A 17810-nucleotide genomic window follows, 5' to 3' on the forward strand; every position below is an offset into this window, starting at 1 on the left:
CTATGCCAGGGGATCTGCAGCACTACTGGAGCGGCGCCTTTCTCGCCGCTAACGCGTTCATCGGGCTGAACATGGTGGGCGCGTTGCTGCTCGGCATGCTGGTTGGCTACGAGCGCTCATACAACGGTCGCGCCGCCGGCATGCGCACTTATGGCCTCGTCTGCATGGCGTCGACGGCCTTGACTGTGTTCGTCGGCTACCCGGGGCTGTGGTACGGGGGTGTTTCAGCGCACGCCCAGGCAGACCCGACCCATATCGTCCAGGGAGTCGTCACCGGCTGCGGCTTCCTTTGCGCGGGGGTCATCATGAAGGACGGCATGAGCATCCGCGGCCTCACGACCGCGGCATCGATCTGGGCTGCCTCGGCCATAGGGGTCTTGCTCGGCGTTGGCTTCTATGCCGCCGCGTTGCTGCTTGCCGTGCTCTGCGTGGGCTCGATGTCCCTGTTGCACCGGCTGGAGGCTAGGCTTCCGGGGCGCATGACGCTTGATGTGTCTCTGACTTTCCAACCCGGAGAAGCGCCTGACCTCGATCTGCTGATCGACAGGGCAAAGTCCCGCGGCTATCGCGTGTTGCACGACAGCCTGACCATCACGTTTGCCGACAACCAGGCGGTGTGGAGAGTCAGCCTGGTCGCACCGGACAAGGCGCGCGCAACATCGCCGGCAGCATTGGCGGCCGAGATGGCTGCCACACAGGGTGTCTCCCGGTTCAGCATCCTGCCGGTGCGCAGTTGATTTGGGTACGCGAACTTCTTTATCAACCAACGCTGTCTTGCTGACAATGCATGGTGATCTAAATGAAATTACTGAGGAGCCTGGCGCTATTGACACAGAAAACAAGAGCGCACATGGTTTCAGGCCATAGGATCCAATTAGTGAAGTCCACCGTTGCGATCACGCTGTTTGGAATGGTGTCGGCGGCAGCGTTTTCCGCTCCGCAGACAAGCAGTCGAGCCCAGATTCCAGACCAGCGCGGCATTAACGAAGGCTGGAATGGCACTGAGCTGGAAACCGCGCCACTTTCAAAGCAGGAAAGCTCCGGGGCACAGCCGATTTCAACACCCGCGACGATGCCGGCTAATGGATCGGCGACCTTTCCTTACGCCGTCGTGCCGTACGTTAGGTTGCCTAGCGTTGCTCCGACTCCTCCACCGATTCCACGTTTGCCGTAGAAGGCACGGGCCACCCGCGAAGGCGAGCTGAGCAGTGGCAGTGCTGCAATTGCGGCCGCCGTGTCGTCTGTTGCAACCAATCATTTTGCGCTGACCGGAATTACAATCCCCTGCTCCGAATTGCACATATTGCGATGGATCGGGAGAGTGACATAGACTGCTTGACCACAGCTTAGGGCCCGTTCCGGCAGGTACACTCCTTGCGGGTGACGTTCATGCGGTTCACGAGGAACCCGTGGTCGCGATGCATGCATCGCCCGCAAGTCAGCTCGTGTGGCGCCTCATGAAGAATCGTGTGACCACACCATCAGGAGAGAGCGATGAAAATTCCTACCCATACCCTGCGCTCGACCTGTGTCGTTGCTGCACTGGCGGCGGCTGCAGGGAGCGCGTTCGCACTCGATACAGGCGGCTTTATGCGTGTCGCCGCCGATACCACGGCTGCGCCTCCCAGCTCCGCCCCTGGCATGCCGGGCCGCGCCGAGGGTGATCGCGAGCAGCGGCCTGCGGCTACCACTGACCTGAGTGCCGAAAAGACCAAGCAAAGCGTCAGCGACAGCGCCATCACGACCAAGGTGAAGACCAAGCTGCTTGCCACCAAGGACCTGAAGTCCACGGGCATTCACGTGAAGACCAGGAACGGCACGGTCAACCTGAGTGGCTCGGTGCCGACGAAGGAACAGCACCAACTTGCGGTGGACCACGCGTAGCGTGGAGGGTGTGAGTTCGGTGAACGACAAGCTGAAGGTATTGTCGCGGTAAGCAGCAAAAGCCTGCCCGGGCATAGTTGGCGGGGCAGGCTTACCCGAGCGGCGCAGACTCAGGCCACGATCCCCTTATTGTTCACTCAGCGCAGATGCCCGCCAAACAGTCCGAGCAGGCCGATCACGATAAGGTAAATGGCGACGATATAGTTAAGCAGCCGCGGCATGGCAAGAATCAGGATCCCGGCGATCAGCGAAATGAGAGGGCCAGCGCTGGTGATGATGTTCACGATGACTCCACGGGATTGACGTGCTCGGGCGGTGATCCCGCCGGTGGTTACAGGCGGCCGCTTATTTGGCAACGATTCAGCGTAGGCCAGCGTGTACACGATTGCAATATGACAGCGTACGGAGGAAGCGCCAGGCAGACGCGTTGGTGCCCGGTCTTCTTGCCCGCGGTCTTGATGTCATTCTTGAGTGCGCGCTCAGCGCACGCTCGTATGCGCCATCGATTCGCGTACAGGCCTGACATGGCGTCAGCCAGGTGACCAAGCAACGCGCGAGTGTCAACCCGCCCTGTTCCAGTTGCTGGAAAACGGAATTAGTGAGACTAGGGCGCTTTTCGTGAGACTGGAAAAAGCGGAAATCGTGAGACTGGCCGGACTCGGGCGCGACGGGTAGCGTTGCGATGACATGAAGGCCGGCACGACCTCCGCCGTCGGCGGGGCGACAAGGTCACCGGCGACAGGCAGCAGTCGACCCGTTGCTGCCGGTCGAGCTGTTGAGGTTCCAAGGGCGGGTACTGGAGCGGACCGTTCATTCCATACCATCGATCGAGGATAACTCATCGGCCATAACGGCCGTTCGTGACAGCAAGACGATGACGGCGAATGAGAGCGCAATACGTTTGGCCACGACCCCAGGGACATCAAGGGCTAGAGCACCACCGCGGAAGTCAGCGCTTAAGACACACTTGGCATAGCGCTGGCAGTCCCCGGCGGTAGCTGTTCTTATCGCTTGCGCCGCCCGCGAAGTTCGTTGTCGTGCCCTACCACGGCTGCCCACTGGCTCTTACCGACCCTACCAATGCGGTGCCGGCCTACGGCGCCCGGGAGTACTGTTAACTACGCCGCCCCTCGGCCAGGGCGCGACCACCTCGGCGCGTGGCGCAGCCAGTGCGGAGAGGCCGCACGTAGCAGCGGAGCAGCATCGCTCTAGGCGAGTCCCTGACCACGTCTGGATTGCAGCTGGTGTCAACTTCCGCCATCAGGGGTCATTCACGTAATCCCAAACGGCACTACACTCTGTGTGTGTGACCCGGCCCTGCCCCGAAGTCATCAGAACTTGTACTTGACCCCCGCGTAAAACGCGCGGCCGACACCCGGATAGAACACCGAGGTATTGGCCGTGCGCGCGTCAGCGACCGTGCTGAAGTCGCTAACATAGCGCTTGTCGGCCAGGTTGCGGGCGTCAAGGAACACTGTCACGCCGCGCTCGAACTCGTAGCTGGCTTCGATCCCGAACAGCACATAGGACGGCACCTTCAGCGTGTTGGCGTAGTCCACGTAGGCGCCGGTCGGCACCCAGTCGATTGTGCCGGCCACGCGCAACCGCGATGCCCGGCTGTAGGCCAGCGTCGTGCGTAATACGTGCTTGGGAACCCCGGCAATGCGGTTGTTGCCGTAGACCGGATCGCTATCGAAGCGGAAATCGCTGTAGTTCCACAACTGCGAAACGGTGACCTTGTCCCCCTTGCCGATCACATCGCGCAGCACCTCGGCGCTGGCGCCTAGCTCCACCCCCTGCAGAACGGTCTTGTTGGCGTTGAACGTCGACGCAGGAATATCGGGACTGGCTGTGAACTGCAGCAATTGGTCACGCACCAGCGAACGATATACGGTCAGGTCCCAGCCAAAGCGATCCTGCTGGCTACGCGTGCCCGCCTCGAGCGTCCAGCCGTGTTGCGCGGCGAGCGGCACGAAGCCCTGGGTGGTGCCGATGGTCTGGTTCAGATCCGAGAAGTCGGGCACGTCGGCGCTGCGGGTGATATCGATAAAGGCCTGGACATCCTTGCGCGGTTCCCACAGCACGCCGAACTTCGGATTCACGCCGCTGTAGGTGGTGGCGTCGGCCTTGGGCATCGGATTCGTCGGTAGCCCGCCGTAATCTGTGTACTCGCGTCGGTTGCGATACGCCTTCGCGCCAGCCATCAGGGCCACGGTGGGCAGCACATAGAGCCGGTCTTCGAGATATGCCTCGTAGTTGTAGGCGTCTTGCTTGGAATTAAGCGTCTGCGCGCCGCGATTGCCGTTGACGTTGATGTACTGGCGTGCGTCGTTGTTGCCGCCGAAGAAACGCAGTCCGGCGATCACCTGGTTACGCAGACCGCCAAGCGTGAACTGGCCGGTGTAACGGGGCGCAAAACCATAGGTCCAGCTATCCTGATCGATCACCTGAAAGATCGGGTGGTACAGGCTCTTGTGGATACCCCAGGTGGTGAAATCGATTTGTCCGTTGTCCAGCTTGACGCTGGTGACGTTCGCCAGGCGTTCGGTACGCGTGTTGCGGGCCTGATCGCCAGCCAGTGCGCTGGCGGACGCCATGCGCGGGTTGTTCAGCGCATTGTTAAGGGATAGCGCGCCGGGCAACAACTGGTCGACAATATAGGCGCCGAAGTAGAAGCGCGTCTCCACGGCCGGACTGAAGCGATAGCCGACGTTGGCGTTGATCTGCTCATACTGGCCGCGCTCGTGATTGCGATACCCCTCAGAGTGGCTGACCGTGCCGTTGACGAGGAAATCCCACGCGCCAATCTGGCGCGACACCTGGCCGCTGCCGCGCACGGTGCCGAAGCTGCCGCCGTCGAGCCGCACCATGTTGGGCGAGTCAGCGGCGAGCGCCGTGGGCGTGGTGAAGTTGATCGCCCCACCCAGCGTGGTGCTGCCGTAGGCGAGCCCGTTGCCGCCCTTATAAACCTCTGCTGCGGACAGGGCCAGTGGATCGACCTGGTAGAAATCGCCGCTGCCGTCGGCGAAGTTGGTCGGCACGCCATCCTGAAGGATCTCAATGCCACGCGTATGGAAACCGCGCGCGACCCCCGACCCACGGATCGACAGGCGCAATTCCTGCCCATAGCGTTCCTGAACATGGACGCCAGGCGAATCCTTCAGCACGTCGCGCAGGTCATATGCGTAGGTATTGCTATAGGAGGTGGCGTCGACGAAGCCGACTGAGCCTGCCGATTGAAACAGCGACTGCCGTTGCCGCGCCACACCAGGGGCTGTCAGCGAGCCTTCGACATTTGCCCTGGCGGTGACTGTCGGCAGCGTAGGAACTTCAGTATCTGCCGCAGGCAAAGCCTGCGCCAAGGCAGCGCCGGACAGCGCAGCGGCAGGAAGCACCGCTGCGCGGCGCCACAGTTTAGCTCGTTTCATGCTTTGTTGTCGTGAATCTGCACCGGGGGCTGGCTCGATTTCGTGTATATGGTTTGGCTCGGGCGCAAGGATATACGTCCGCTGTCCACCATGCCATGCGACATTACGACACAAGCGCCGGGATCTTTTTGCATGCGTCATAACGGACGGAACGGACGGAAGAGTCTCCTAAGCGCCCACCTAGGCTTGTGCCAATGATGGGTTGCGGCCACAACTGCCATCTGATGTTTCTTGTGAGTTCTCTTCCAGCGACGCGTCATTTGGTCGCACGGATGATGGTTCCTGGCGCGATATGCTTCATGTTGGCACGCTGTTTCGTTAACCCATGTCCCATTCAACTTCCCGGACGCCTGCGTCGACGGCCTCCGCTTATCGCATGCTGTGGCGCTGGCATTTCTACGCCGGCCTGTTCGTCATGCCGTTCCTGATTGTCTTGGCGATCACCGGCACGATCTATTGCTTTCAGCCGCAGATCGAGCCTTTGTTATATCCAAAGCTGTTGCGCGTCGAGCCTGAAGACAAGAGGCTTCCTGCACAGTCCTTGCTGGAGAAGGCAAAGACGGCAGCGCCGGCCGGGGCGGTGGCAACCACCTATACCGCCGCGACCAAACCGGATGCCAGCGCCGAGTTCATTTTCCGTCTGCCTTCCGGAAAAAGCGAAAGCCTGTACCTGAACCCTTATTCCGGCGAAGTGCTTGGCAGCCTCAGTGTGGAAGACCGCTTCATGAAGCAGGTCCGCATGGTGCACCGGGCCTTGCTACTGGGTAAGACGGGCGAATTATTGATGGAACTGGCGGCATGCTGGACGCTCGTGATGATTGCCACGGGTCTTGCCATGTGGTGGCCACGCTTGCGTCTGTCTGGCGTTGCAGCGTTTCGGATGAGTCCGGCGACCGGCAGGCGTGGCTGGTGGAAGGAAGTCCACCTGGTTCTTGGGTCATGGCTGGCGGTCGGGGCAATCGCCTTTGTCCTCTCCGGCCTGCCGTGGACCGCCTCCTGGGGCAAGCAATTTAAGGCGCTGGCAACGGCCACAAATCTCGGACGCCCTGACGCCAACGCTGCCGCGCATTCCCACGGGCCTGCGACCGCAGAGGATAAATCGCTCGGTTCCCATGCCAGTCATGATCACCACAGCCAAACAGCCGAAGCGCTGCCCCTTACGGAGGTGCCGTGGGCTACCGGCCTGAGCATCGTGCCGACAGGCTCCATGGGTAAGACGCCGGTCAGCCTGGACCACGTGCTCGCCACTGCGCAGGCCAATGGCGCTGTGGCCGGATGCCAGGTCGCGCTTCCCGCGGCGGCCAAGGCGGTCTATACGGTGTCATGCTTCCCCAGTGATCCCAAGGGCGAGCGCACGTTGCATATCGATCAGCACAACGGCGCAGTCGTCAAGGACATCCGCTACGTTGACTATGGCCCTGTTGCCAAGGCCATTTCGTATGGCACGTCCCTGCATATGGGGCGTTATTTCGGTCTTACCAATCAGATCATTTGCGCTGCAATCTCACTTGGACTGATGGGGCTCGCCGCCACCGGCTTCATCATGTGGATCAGGCGCAAGCCCGCCCGCGCGCTAGGCGCTCCGTCATACCCTGCCGCGTTGCCTCCGATGCGCGCCTGGCTGGTGGGATTGGGGTTGCTGGGACTGGTCTTTCCCATGACGGGCGTGACCTTGCTTCTGGTCTGGCTGATCGATCGTGTGGTTGCCCGCGTCACTGGTGTGCCGAAGACCAGGCCCGGTAACATTACCGTCTGACGACCAGCCTTCATATCCGCAACAGAAGCCATTGCAAGCTTCCGCCCGGACATGCTCGCTGGCTAAAAGCTCCACACCACGACGAAATCGTTCGCACGCTTGCCGAAGACGTTGAGGACTTCCGCAAAGACACGGTGGTTCTTCATGTCCTGGTAGCCGACTTTCAGGTTAACCAGAAATGAGGAGGCCGAGCGCACACTGTTGTCCTCGACCAGTGGGCGCGGGCCAAAGTACCGGCCGCGCGCACCGACCGACCACCTCCCCCGATTGAGCGAGATCCCCATGGATGTCGTTGTCTGGATGGATTCCGGAATGTAGTCGCCGGTATTCTCGGTGGCGCCCGATAGCGCGCCCGGTGGCGAGGGCGAGATCAACGCCGTCAAACTGCTGATCGTATTTGACGCATTCCATCCCGTTTTCGTCCTGTGTGACAATGCGCGCCCCGATTGCTGGTATCCCGCCTTATTGCGACCGTAGCCAGACGCCCTGGAACGCAAGTTGGCAGTCGCACATTCCGATGGCATTTCCAGCAATAGCAACGATGGCAACATGCCCTTCCTGGATGCCATCTTCCCGCTGGAGATCGCATCGATCCGTCACCGTGTCCCGGCCACATCGGCGTCGTCGGCAGATTGGTATTTGGCTTGCGCGATGTTACGGGTCGCCTACACTTTTCAATGAGGCTGGCATTCTGCTTGCAGTGCCTGTCCAATTCCGATCCAGAATGCCGAGCCTGACGCAACGACCGCCATGATTTATCGCTTGGAGGTACATCATGAAGAAGGTACTTCTGCTCGTTGTATCGACGATGCTAATGACGATTTCAGCAACGTCGGCGTTTGCTCATAAAGACACGCCGGGGATCATGGGTGAACACGATATGACTGGGACCGTCAGCCAGCTTGATCACAAGAAGGGAACGTTTGCCCTGCAAACCAAGGGCGGGCCCACCCTTCATCTGCATTTCCCAGCCGATCAAATCAAGGACGTCAAGAACGGCGACACCATCACCGTTCATCTGGGATTTACCAAGGAAGGTGGCACCGAGAAAAAGTAAGCTTTCCTAGCATTCGGCCGGCAATCACTTGGGAAACTCTGGCATGCGCACTTTTGTAGTGCATGCCAGAGTTTATTGGGTGGCACCTTTGCCGGCCGAAAGCCAAACCAGCAGTGCAAGAGAACGCCAGCCTGAAGGCATGGCTGGACCATCTCCGTTGTGTGTGCAGCGTGAATCTGCCTCCAACCAAGCTCGACCCGTCATGAAACAGACCGCTTGTGATTACCTGACCGGTGCCTTGCTGGCTGCTGCCGGCGCCCTGGGATTGTGCAGCTCGCCTGCTCACGCCCATGGCGTGGTCGGCAAGCGCTTTCTGCCGGCCACCATCACGGTTGACGACCCGTTCGTTGCGGACGAAGCGAGCTTTGTGGTCGGTCACCGCAAGCTCCCGCGGGAGGCTGAGGCGGGCAGTACGGGCGGCAGTGACGAGGCGGTGCCATCGAGCGGCACGCCGGGCGCTCATACAACGGCGTTTTCCACCGAACTCAGCAAGCGCATCACGCCCGACCTTGGCATCTCGCTCGGCGCCACCTATCAGCGCGTCAGGCCGGACGATACAACCGTCCCCCAATATGGATTCGACAACCTGTCGCTGGGGGTCAAGTACCAGGTGATCAAGAATGCCGAGCATGAAGCGATCGTGTCGCTGGGGTTGGATGCCGACCTCGGCGGAACCGGCAGCCACCGGGTCGGTGCCGAGTCCTTCTCCACCCTTTCGCCTGGCATTTTCTATGGCAAGGGCTTCGGTGACCTGCCGGAAGGGGTCAAGTACCTGCGTCCATTGGCAATCACCGGTATCCTCGCGCCCGAGTTGCCCACGAGCCGGTCGGAACCCGATCGGCTGAACTGGGGCTTTACAGTCCAGTACAGTCTGCAGTATCTCCAAACTTATGTAAAAGATGTGGGCCTGGGCGCCCCGTTCAATCGCATGATCGCCTTGATCGAAGTCCCAGTGAAAACCTGCCTGAGCGGAGATTGCGCCGGCCAGACTACGGGGACCGTCAACCCGGGCTTGATGTGGTTCGGAAAGTACATGCAGGTCGCCCTGGAAGCGGCCATCCCGGTCAACCGTTGGTCCGGGCGTGACGTCGGGGTGTTCCTTCAACTTCACTTGTTTCTGGACGACATGTTTCCCGGTGGTATCGGGAAACCGATCTTCCGCTGACCGGAATGAACCTTCGCCCATTGAAGATTTGCCTGGCGATCGCCGCGCTATGGGGACTGCTAGCGCCCCAGGCGACCTTGGCGCACGCATTTCCTGAACACATGGAGCCGCGTGTCGGCGCGGTCATCGACAATGTTCCCGGCCAGGTTCAAATCTGGTTTGACGCGGATCTGGAGCCCACCTTCAGCACCCTGCGCGTGCTGGATGCTCAAGGGCGGCAAGTCAATCGAGACCCGGGCCAAGTCAATGCCGGGCAGGCCCGCCTGCTCGAGGCACGGCTGCCGCCGCTGGCACGAGGGGTCTACCACGTCTACTGGCGGGTGATCGCGCGCGACGGGCATGTTACAGAAGGGGACTACGCCTTCACCGTGGGGCGATAGACGGCCATGGCCCATGCAATGATGGCTGCGAATCCGGGCAGCATAATCCTTGCCGCGGCTGATCTGCTGGCGCTCTCGACATGTATCGGGATCCTGGGTTTTCGAATCTGGGTTATCCGCTTCAAGGACGAATTGCCGCCACCGTCCACCGCCGCCGTCGTGCCACTCTGGTGGCTGGTTGGCATCTGCCTCGCAGTGCTCACGCTAAGCAGCGTTGGCGAACTGATCCGGCGCACCGTCGAGATGAGTGGACGGCCGCTGGCGGAGGTCGGCCTGGTGCTGCCGCAGGTCCTGTCCCAGACCCATTTTGGGCGAGTCTGGCTGCTTCGTCCTGTGGCGCTACTGGTGCTATGGTCCGGCTGGCGCACCCGGCCTCGCCTCGGCTCGCCAGCGATCACTGCGGTAATGCTGGCTGCGGCCAGCCTGATCGCCGCAAGCAGAAGTTTGTCCGGCCATGCGGCCGACTGGGGCGATATCACGCTGCCCGAACTAGTGGACTGGTCGCACTTGCTCGCCGTATCCCTCTGGGGAGGCAGTCTGATCGGGCTGACACTTACCGGATTTCGTAGCTTGACCGAGGCAGCAGATGAACGGCGCCAGTTCGTTGCCGCCATGGTCCGTCGCTGGTCGACACTCGCAGGCGTAGCACTGACAGTGGTAGCCCTGACCGGCATCTACAACGCGTGGCTGGAGTTGGAGCATTTCGAGGCGTTTTGGCAGACCGCTTACGGCAGGATCCTGTTGCTCAAGTTGTCACTGGTACTGATCATAGTTGTGCTGGGCGCAAGCAACCGCTATCTCGGCATCCCTTCGCTGCTGGCCTGGGCAGGCGGGTCGCCCGGCAGCGCGAAGCCTTCAGGGTTATTGGCGACCACACTGTCCTTCCTGACGCTGGAGCGCCGCAGAGCGGGAAAGCATGGTCCACTTGAGCGCTTTGTGCGCAGGGCAAAAGTGGAAGGTGTTCTGATGATAGGGGCGCTGCTCTGTGTCACGATTCTGCTCGGCCAGATGCCCGCCCGCCATCAAAGCCGCGTGCCAGCCAGCCACCACACGCATGCTAAAGGTATGGCTCGCTGAGCCCCAGAACGGTCAATCAAGTGGTTTGTGATCGTCTCTACATGGACCTATTCAGGCGCCGCAATCAGAACGGTAGCAGCAGCGGACGGAAAACGGCCACCACTTCATGGGTGTTGGGCCGAGCCGCCAACGTCGAGTACCGCTACTGGCCAAAGGTCGGGCTTCAATCATTACTAACCTAACGGAACGACTCCATCGCCGGTCGAATCCCGGTTCGTCACAGATGCGGGCGAACCTCAAATGGTAGTCCGCAGCCCTGGTACTGCCTGACGGTTTTCATACGTCACTCTCCGCCGGCGGCAAACGGAGAGGGGACGGCAAGCATCGCAAGCGTTCGCCGTGGCACAGGCCTGGCGCCTGCGGAGCAGTCCAACGAATTCGTGCTTTGCGTCAGGGTAGTCTCACTAACTCCGATTCTTAGATGGCCGAGCGGTGACGGAATTAATGCAGTCTCATGAATTCCGGTTCCTCACACAGTAGAGCCGATTTGACAGCGAGCGGATTTCGCAGAAGGTAGGGGCATCATCGCCAGTTGATCCCCGCCAAGTCGCGAGCCTTAGAGAACGCGGCGCTGATAGTCGCCAACCAAACGGCATCGCCGCGCGATACGCGTCCCACTGGGCGGACATAATGGATCAGGTATTTGCTGACGACGCGTGTCGCTTTGCAAAGAGCGGCGGGCGATGATCGCCCTTTACGGCTGACCTCTCCCAGCGCGCAACCGTCGAACGAAATGCTGGCAGCCAGAGCTTGAGCCGCCGAGCGAACAGTTATTCCAGCAAGTCCAGCACGGAGCCGTGCAATTTCAGCGTCTCCAGGACAATGTTCGAGTTGATCGCCATGACGCCCGGCTCCTTGTGAAGCTTGTGGACCACGAAGTGGGAGAAGTGCTCCAGGTCTTTCGTCCGCACGGTCAGCACATAGTTTGACGTGCCCGTCACGATACGGGCCGTCACGACTTCGGGCCACCGGTGGATGGCCTTCACGAAGTTCTCGTGCCAGTCCTCGATGTCCGAGCGCATCGAGACATGTACCAGTGCCTCGAAGGCCACACCGACCTGCTTCGCGCCGATCACGCACCGATAGCCGGCAATCACGCCACGCTCCTCCAGCAGTTTTACCCGCCTGAAGCAGGCGGAGGCCGAGAGGCCGACGGCCTCCGCCAGTTCCTGGTTGGTGATGCGCCCGTTGCCTTCCAGGTGATGCAAGATGCGCACGTCGGTCTGGTCCAGTTCCATTTCGAAGAATCCACCGTTAGAAATTAAAAAAGCCGATTTAGCTTCGATATATACATAAAAGCAAGCAATAAACGCAAGCACATTCGTCTTTTCGTTTGATAGGATTCCGTTCCCATGAAGACGCGGCGGATGGCGATAGAGGCAAGTCCGCTGCTGTCCGCATTCCTAATCCGAACCCCGACGAATTCCAATGTTTGCGCACATCCCCGCCTATGCCGGCGACCCCATCCTTTCGTTAATGGAGGCTTACCAGGCCGATTCCCGACGGCAGAAAGCGAACCTCAGCATCGGCCTTTACTACGACGATGACGGCCGGATTCCGGTGCTCGGAAGCGTCGGCGCGGCGGCGCTCCAGCTCGCCGAACAGCACGGTCCGCACACTTACCTGCCGATGGAAGGCATGGCGCCGTACCGGCACGCGCTGCAGCAGCTTGTGTTCGGCTCGGACAGCCCGGCGCTCAAGGAGAAACGGGTCGCCACGATCCAGTCGGTCGGCGGCTCGAGCGCGCTACGCATCGGCGCCGAATTCCTGAAGCTCTGCTTCCCGGGCTGTGCCGTGTGGATTAGCGATCCGAGCTGGGAGAATCATCAGGTTCTGTTCGCCGGCGCGGGCGTGCCGGTGCACACCTACCCGTACTACGACCCGCAAACGAACGGGCTTCGCTTTGACGAAATGCTGGAGACGATCCGCGGACTGCCGGCACGCAGCGTGGTGCTGCTGCAGCCGAGCTGCCACAACCCCACCGGCATCGAACTGTCCCGCGAGCAATGGGCAGAACTGATCGAGGTGCTGCGGCAACACGGGCTGATTCCGTTCCTCGACATGGCCTACCAGGGCTTCGGACATGGGCTCGAGGAGGATGCATGGCCGGTGCGCGCGCTGGTCGATGCCGGCGTGTCGTTCCTCGTCAGCAACTCCTTCTCGAAAAACTTCTCGCTGTACGGGGAGCGGTGCGGCGGGCTTTCCGTCGTGACGCCGAACGAGGACGAGGCCAATCGCGTGCTGGGGCAACTGAAAGCGGCCGTGCGGCGCGTGTACTCGAGCCCGCCGCTCCATGGGGCCCGGTTGATCTCGACGGTGCTCTGCGATCCCGCGCTGGCCGGACAGTGGGCTGCCGAGGTGGCGCAGATGCGCGAACGCATCGCGCGCATGCGCCGCTCGCTCAGGGAGCGGCTGGAGGCGAGCCTGCCCGGCGCGCCGTTCGACTACCTGACCACGCAGCGCGGCATGTTCAGCTACACGGGCCTGTCGGGGCCGGAGGCCGATTGCCTGCGCGAAGCGCACGGCGTCTACGTGCTGCGCTCGGGCCGCCTGTGCGTGGCGGGGCTCAACGACACCAATCTTGAGCACGTCGCGCACGCGATGGCGACGGTCCTGCGCGCGCGCTGCTGAACAGCGGCACACGGGCATTCTTCAGAGGAGACACATGGCAGACATCATTCAGACCCCCTTGCCGGAACCCCCGCAGCCATTCTCATGGGCCACGCATGCCAACGGCATGATGTTCACGGCCCATGGCCCCATCGATGCGGCCGGCAACATCGTCGGGGACGACATCACCGCGCAAGCGCGGCTGACGTTCGGCAATCTCGCGGCGACCGTGGAAGCGGCCGGATGCCGGCTCGACGATGTCGCGCAGGTGCTCGTGTACATGCACGCCCCGGGCGACATGCCGGTCATCGATTCGGTGTACCGCGAGTTCTTTCGCGCTCCCTATCCGAACCGGGCCAGTGTGGCGGTGGCCGGCTTTGCCCATCCGGCCATGCTGATCGAGATTGTGGCGTACGTCAGGCTGCCGGCGAGCAGGCAGCAGGCCTGATTCCGGCTCTTTCCCGCCGCCGAACGGCGCTTTCATCAGAAAAACAGAACGAAATCACGTGGAGGAGACATGCAGAAGTTTGCTTTCCCGCTGGTACTAGGTAGCCTGGTAGCGGGTTCGGCCTGCGCACAGAGCGCCGTCACGCTGTATGGCATTGTTGACCAGAGCATCCGGCTTACGACCAATGCCAACGCGAGCAACAACAGCGTCGTGCAGCTGACCAACGGCGCCGTGACCAACAGCCGCTTCGGCTTGCGGGGCGAGGAGGAACTCGGCGGCGGCATGAAGGCCCTGTTCCGGCTCGAGAATGGCTTCGATCCGGACACCGGGCGCGTGAACCAGAACGGTCGCCTGTTCGGCCGCCACGCCTATGTCGGATTATCCGGCGGCCTGGGTACGCTCAAGCTCGGCCGCCAGTCGACCGAAGGCTTCAACCTGTTCGGTGAATTCGATCCGCTGACCGTAGGCAACTACACGGCCAATGCTTGGCCGTACTTCATGACCGGCGGCCGCATCGACAACGCGGTCAGTTACGACGGCACGTTCGGCGGCCTCAACGTCGGCGCCAGCTACGGACTTGGCGAGTTGCAGGGCAACCTGAAGCAGGGCTCCTACTGGGGCGCGCGCGTCGCGTACAACCACGGCAATCTCGGCGTGGGCGCCGTCTATCAGGAGATTCGGGACGCCGCGAGCGAGACCCAGCGCATGTGGGGCGTGGCGGGGCGTTATGCGTTCGGACCGGCGAGGCTGTTTGCCGGCTACATCGGCGGCGAGGACGCCACCGGGATGGTCGATGGCATGCTGAACGATCCTTCGCGCACCGTCAGCTACGGATCTTTCGCCGCCAACCCGCGCAAGGACATGACGTTCTATACGGGCCTGACGTACCAGGTTTCTGGCGCGCTGGCGATGACGGGCGTTGTCTATCACGACAACATCCGCGACGTGAACGGCGTGGCCGGCCAGAGCGGCAAGCGGCTGACTGCCGTGCTGCTCGCAGAATACTCACTGTCCAGGCGCTCCCAGCTGTACGGCACCGTGGACTACAACCGCGTCAGCGGCGCAGCGGCCACCGAGCTGCCGGGGCGCGGCAACCAGACCGGCGTGGCCATTGGCATGCGCCACGTGTTCTGAGCCTAGCGGTTCACGTTCAAAAGTAGAAGGAGAGAGACACCATGAGCAAGTCAACGCAGAGCTTTCAGCAAATCGTGGAGCGGGAGCGGGGGCTCAAGCGGACCCTGAACGCCAGCCAGATGGCGATGATCGCCATCGGCGGCGCGATCGGTACCGGCCTGTTCCTCGGCAGCGGCTTTGCCATCGGCTTTGCCGGCCCCAGCGTGCTGGTCAGCTATGCCATCGGCGCCTTCATCGCGTTGATCCTGATGGGCTGCCTGGCGGAAATGACCGTGGCGCATCCGACCTCGGGCTCGTTCGGTGCCTACGCGGAGCACTATGTCAGCCCTTGGGCTGGCTTCCTCGTGCGCTACGCGTACTGGGCCTGCATCGTGCTGGCTGTCGGGACGGAGGTGATCGCGATCGCGCTCTATATGAAGTACTGGTTTCCCGCGGTGCCTGGCTGGTTCTGGATTGCCTCGTTCTCCGCGGCGCTGGTGCTGGTCAACGCGCTCAGCGTCAACATCTTCGGTGCCGTCGAATACTGGTTCTCGGTCATCAAGGTCGCAGCGATCGTCGGCTTCATACTCATCGGTGCCTATGTTGTCTTCGGCGCCCCGGCTTCGGTGGCCGGATCAGGGGAGGGGGGCGTGGCCGGCTTTCACCACTACACCGCAAACGGTGGCTTCTTTCCGAAAGGCCTGTGGGGCATGTGGGTGGCCGTCATCATCTCAATCTTCAGCTACCTGAGCATCGAGATGATCGCGGTGGCCGCGGGTGAGGCCGAGGATCCGGAGCATGCGATCACGCGTGCCTTCCGTTCCACAATGATTCGCCTGGTGCTGTTCTACTTGCTCACGCTGGCGCTGATGCTGGCGATCGTGCCGTGGACCGTCGCCGGCCGGGAGGAAAGTCCGTTCGTCAAGGTGATGGAGGCCATCAACATCCCCGGGGCCGCGGGCGTGATCAACTTCGTCGTGCTGGTGGCGGCGCTGTCGTCGATGAACAGCCAGCTGTACATCACGACGCGGATGATGTTCAGCCTGTCGCGAGCGGGCTATGCTCCCGCCCGATTCGGGCGTGTCAGCCGGCGCGGCGTGCCGCTATCCGCGCTGCTGGTGTCGACGCTGGGGATCGCGCTGGCGACCCTGCTGAGCGTCGTCTATCCTGATGCCTCGTCCACGCTGATGATGGCAGTTTCTATGTTCGGCGCCATGTTCACGTGGATGATGATCTTCGTTACCCACTACTGCTTCCGCCGCAAGTGGGAAGCGCAAGGCAATGCCCCTCTGCGCTTTCGCATGAAGGGCTTTCCGGCGCTGACGCTGCTGGGCGCCGCGCTGATGCTCGCCATTATGCTCACCACGATGTTCACCGCAGAGTTTCGCATGACTATGATCTTCGGGGCGCCGTGGCTCATGCTCCTGAGCCTCGCCTACTTCGGCTGGTATGCGAAGCGGGCGCGGGCCATCGGGAGCGAACCGCTCGAGCCGCACGCGGGTTGATGCCGGCAGGGGCGATCGGCGCCCCGTCTGCGCCTTCGACGGCGTGGTCAACGTGGGCGCAGCGTCTTCAGGATTCGAGTTGGGGCGTCACAAATTTCGGAAGAGCTACCCATGGCGGCCTGGCGCGCCTCAGAAAACGCGCCAAGACGTGGGCAAACGCGCGATCTACTTATCGATTCGCGCCTGGTCGCCTGCATCGAGCAGGCAAGGCGCATCGCGGTGCGCATCGAACAAGGACAGCGGCGTGCGCCCAATCAGGTTCCAGCCGCCGGGAGCACCATCGGATAGATCACGGACTGGCAGTTGGCCAGCCCGATCGAGCCAGCGGGCACGGCGGTGCGCGGCGTGGTGCGCCGGGGAGGGGCCAGGCGTGCGTCGAACTTGCCCACGTACGGGTGGCCGGGCGCGAAACCCAGCATCAGCACATCGACCGGCGCCGCACTATGCAGCGTGATCACCGCATCGGGCGCGAGCCCGCGGCTTGCGGCCACCTCCTCGAGGTCAGGCCCGTGGCCGCCGCCGTAGCAGACCGGGATTTCGACCACGCGATCGGAGGCGGTCGAGGCGCCGAGCGGCTCGGCAAGCAGCACGGACAGCGCTGCGCTCAGCGCCTGGAACGGTGCCGTGTCTGCCGCGGCGCTAACGGCGGACGGACGGTAGTGGATGCCCACGGTCGCCAGCGCGGGCACGACATCGGTCACGCCCGGCAGTGCGGCGGCACCAATGCGTGCCGCCGCGGCGCAGGCTTGTCGGTTGGCAGCGTGCAATGCAGTGGCATCACGGCCGGCGTCAAATGCAACCGCAAGCAAGCGCTCGCCCGACGGCTCGATGCGCCACGGGATGGCCGCGGCAGTCATGCGTGCCAGCACCTCGGGCGGCAGGCCGGGTGCCCGGCTTTCTTCGAAGATCTTCTGGAAGCGGCGCTGCACCGAGCATTCCCGCTCGAACAGATGCTCGGCCGTGCCGTCGCCATAGCCAAATACCTGGACGATAGAGAACATGGGCGACAAGAACCGCGCACGCGAGATCGCGGCCGCCTGCGGGGTGTCGGTCCTGCCGGGCAGCATCCGATTCCTGCCCGGTGAGCTGGCTGGACTGGAAGAGGCTGCCGCGCAAGTGGGCTATCCGCTGCTGGCCAAGGCCGCGGGCGGTGGCGGCGGCATCGGCATGAGATTCGTCAACGGCCCCGACACGCTGGCAGCCACCTTGGCCACCACGCAGGCGCTCGCGCTCAAGGCCTTCGGCGACGGCAGCATTTACCTGGAGCGCTACGTCGCCCGCGCCACGATTCGACCGAAGGCCAGATTCAGTGCATGCCAGGCTTGGACAAAGGCAGTGTTCTCGGAGAGGAAGCCGTAGCCCGGATGCCACGCCGTCGGCGCCATGC

15 protein-coding genes and 3 pseudogenes are annotated in these 17810 nt (G+C 62.3%); 12 read left to right on the plus strand and 6 right to left on the minus strand.

The annotated features are described in order from the left end of the window. Positions 1–2: 2 nt before the first annotated feature. Positions 3–737 (plus strand): MgtC/SapB family protein, encoded by a 735-nt coding sequence (locus tag KB879_RS35555; protein ID WP_013959814.1) that lies wholly within the window; start codon positions 3–5, stop codon positions 735–737. Positions 738–1494: 757 nt separating this feature from the next. Then, positions 1495–1884, plus strand: coding sequence for a BON domain-containing protein (locus KB879_RS35560; RefSeq protein ID WP_371827430.1), 390 nt, complete (start codon positions 1495–1497; stop codon positions 1882–1884). A gap of 137 nt (positions 1885–2021) precedes the next feature. Here KB879_RS35560 and KB879_RS35565 read toward each other — a convergent pair whose 3' ends face one another. Both KB879_RS35565 and KB879_RS35570 read right to left on the minus strand, forming a co-directional pair. Further along, positions 2022–2168 carry a DUF3096 domain-containing protein gene (locus KB879_RS35565; RefSeq protein WP_084187141.1) on the minus strand — a complete coding sequence of 49 codons (147 nt, stop codon included), beginning with the start codon at positions 2166–2168 and terminating at the stop codon, positions 2022–2024. A 1047-nt stretch (positions 2169–3215) separates the two neighbouring features. Beyond that, positions 3216–5312 (minus strand): TonB-dependent receptor, encoded by a 2097-nt coding sequence (locus KB879_RS35570; RefSeq protein WP_211984472.1) that lies wholly within the window; start codon positions 5310–5312, stop codon positions 3216–3218. Positions 5313–5688: 376 nt separating this feature from the next. On the opposite strand from KB879_RS35570, the gene KB879_RS35575 reads away from it, so the two are divergent. Next, positions 5689–7068 (plus strand): PepSY domain-containing protein, encoded by a 1380-nt coding sequence (locus KB879_RS35575; protein WP_249221365.1) that lies wholly within the window; start codon positions 5689–5691, stop codon positions 7066–7068. A gap of 86 nt (positions 7069–7154) precedes the next feature. Here KB879_RS35575 and KB879_RS35580 read toward each other — a convergent pair. Next, positions 7155–7451: pseudogene (locus KB879_RS35580) on the minus strand (TonB-dependent receptor); the annotation flags it as partial. 392 nt (positions 7452–7843) lie between these two features. Between KB879_RS35580 and KB879_RS35585 the strand changes: the two are divergent. From KB879_RS35585 to KB879_RS35600, 4 genes are all read left to right on the plus strand, one after another. Continuing rightward, entirely contained in the window at positions 7844–8125 is a 282-nt protein-coding gene (locus KB879_RS35585) for a hypothetical protein (RefSeq protein ID WP_211982496.1), read from the plus strand. Between the two features lie 202 nt (positions 8126–8327). Further along, positions 8328–9290: a hypothetical protein gene (locus tag KB879_RS35590; protein ID WP_211982498.1), complete on the plus strand. Its 963-nt coding sequence runs from the start codon at positions 8328–8330 to the stop codon at positions 9288–9290. 5 nt (positions 9291–9295) lie between these two features. After that, entirely contained in the window at positions 9296–9670 is a 375-nt protein-coding gene (locus tag KB879_RS35595) for a copper resistance protein CopC (RefSeq protein WP_211982500.1), read from the plus strand. A 6-nt stretch (positions 9671–9676) separates the two neighbouring features. After that, positions 9677–10747: a copper resistance D family protein gene (locus KB879_RS35600; RefSeq protein WP_211982502.1), complete on the plus strand. Its 1071-nt coding sequence runs from the start codon at positions 9677–9679 to the stop codon at positions 10745–10747. Between the two features lie 770 nt (positions 10748–11517). Here the strand turns inward: KB879_RS35600 and KB879_RS35605 are convergent. Continuing rightward, complete coding sequence (locus KB879_RS35605) at positions 11518–11985, minus strand: Lrp/AsnC family transcriptional regulator (protein ID WP_035817051.1); 468 nt, start codon at positions 11983–11985, stop codon at positions 11518–11520. Between the two features lie 190 nt (positions 11986–12175). On the opposite strand from KB879_RS35605, the gene KB879_RS35610 reads away from it, so the two are divergent. From KB879_RS35610 to KB879_RS35625, 4 genes are all read left to right on the plus strand, one after another. Further along, the gene (locus tag KB879_RS35610) at positions 12176–13378 is read left to right on the plus strand and encodes an amino acid aminotransferase (protein ID WP_211982505.1); all 1203 of its coding nucleotides are present in this window, start codon (positions 12176–12178) and stop codon (positions 13376–13378) included. Positions 13379–13412: 34 nt separating this feature from the next. Continuing rightward, complete coding sequence (locus tag KB879_RS35615; RefSeq protein ID WP_211982507.1) at positions 13413–13805, plus strand: RidA family protein; 393 nt, start codon at positions 13413–13415, stop codon at positions 13803–13805. 69 nt (positions 13806–13874) lie between these two features. Further along, positions 13875–14939 carry a porin gene (locus KB879_RS35620; protein ID WP_211982509.1) on the plus strand — a complete coding sequence of 355 codons (1065 nt, stop codon included), beginning with the start codon at positions 13875–13877 and terminating at the stop codon, positions 14937–14939. A gap of 41 nt (positions 14940–14980) precedes the next feature. Further along, positions 14981–16423 (plus strand): amino acid permease, encoded by a 1443-nt coding sequence (locus KB879_RS35625; protein WP_211982511.1) that lies wholly within the window; start codon positions 14981–14983, stop codon positions 16421–16423. A gap of 165 nt (positions 16424–16588) precedes the next feature. On the opposite strand, the pseudogene pxpB reads toward KB879_RS35625, so the two are convergent. Further along, positions 16589–17490, minus strand: a pseudogene (gene pxpB, locus KB879_RS35630) (5-oxoprolinase subunit PxpB). Here pxpB and KB879_RS40610 point away from each other — a divergent pair. Continuing rightward, a pseudogene (locus KB879_RS40610) lies at positions 17423–17644 on the plus strand (acetyl-CoA carboxylase biotin carboxylase subunit); the annotation flags it as partial. The pseudogenes pxpB and KB879_RS40610 overlap by 68 nt on opposite strands. Positions 17645–17691: 47 nt before the next feature. Here the strand turns inward: KB879_RS40610 and KB879_RS40615 are convergent. Beyond that, a complete protein-coding gene (locus KB879_RS40615) occupies positions 17692–17808 on the minus strand; it encodes a biotin carboxylase N-terminal domain-containing protein (protein ID WP_371827431.1) in 117 nt (38 codons plus the stop codon). Between the last annotated feature and the right edge of the window lie 2 nt (positions 17809–17810).

The sequence above is a fragment of the Cupriavidus sp. KK10 genome (assembly GCF_018223725.1).
Classification (GTDB): Bacteria; Pseudomonadota; Gammaproteobacteria; order Burkholderiales; family Burkholderiaceae; genus Cupriavidus; species Cupriavidus necator.